The organism is Nocardia aobensis NBRC 100429, from assembly GCF_000308375.1.
Taxonomy (GTDB): domain Bacteria; phylum Actinomycetota; class Actinomycetes; order Mycobacteriales; family Mycobacteriaceae; genus Nocardia; species Nocardia aobensis.
In genome coordinates, this window is sequence record NZ_BAFQ01000085.1 from 1 (window position 1) to 809 (window position 809).

The 809-nt window shown below is 68.5% G+C and carries 2 protein-coding genes; one reads left to right on the forward strand and one right to left on the reverse strand.

Going from position 1 to position 809, the window contains the following annotated elements:
• Positions 1 to 269 (reverse strand): IMP dehydrogenase (locus RJ03_RS11140; protein WP_174372294.1); only part of this gene is annotated, 269 nt, incomplete at its 3' end.
• 68 nt (positions 270 to 337) lie between these two features.
• On the opposite strand from RJ03_RS11140, the gene RJ03_RS11145 reads away from it, so the two are divergent.
• Entirely contained in the window at positions 338 to 796 is a 459-nt protein-coding gene (locus RJ03_RS11145) for a PPOX class F420-dependent oxidoreductase (protein ID WP_036501009.1), read from the forward strand.
• The last annotated feature ends 13 nt before the right edge of the window (positions 797 to 809 follow it).

An 809-nucleotide genomic window follows, 5' to 3' on the forward strand; every position in this document is an offset into this window, starting at 1 on the left:
TTGACGAAGGAGATGGTGTCGGCGGCCGCGGTGATCGGCAGGTCCTGCGGCAGCACCACGATGCCGCCGCGGCGCGCGACCGTTTCGGCCATGCGGCGCCCGGCGACCGCGGTCATGTTCGCGACCACGATGGGAATGGTGGTGCCGGTTCCGTCGCTGGTGGACAGGTCCACATCGAACCGCGACGACACATCGGTGCGATTGGGTACGAGGAAAAGATCGTCGTAGGTGAGGTCGTACGGCGGCGTGTGTCCTGGGAGAAACTGCACTCCGGCCATTGTAGGGGAATCGATCATGGCAGGGTGGGTGCGAGAGGACCGTCGAGAAAGGATCGCCCATGCCACGGATCGCGACCGCCACCGAGGTCGACCGGACCGAACTGCTCGACTTCGCCCGCGAGCGTCACCGCGGCGTCCTGGTCACCACACGCGCCGACGGCGCCCCGCAGATGTCTCCGGTGACCTGCGGCGTCGACGGCTCCGGCCGGATCGTGATCTCCACCTATCCCGGGCGGGCCAAGACCCGCAACGTCCGGCGCGACCCGCAGGTGTCGATCTGTGTGCTGTCCGACGACTGGGACGGCCCGTACGTCCAGATCGACGGGCGCGCCGAGGTGCTCGACATGCCCGAAGCGCTGGACGGACTGGTGGACTACTACCGCTGCATCGCGGGTGAGCATCCGGACTGGGACGACTATCGCGCGGCGATGGCGCGGCAGAACAAGTCGTTGATCCGGATCGAGGTGCAGCGGTGGGGGCCGGTCGCCACGGGCGGATTCCCGCCTTCGCGGGATTAGGCGGCGCCGGGGC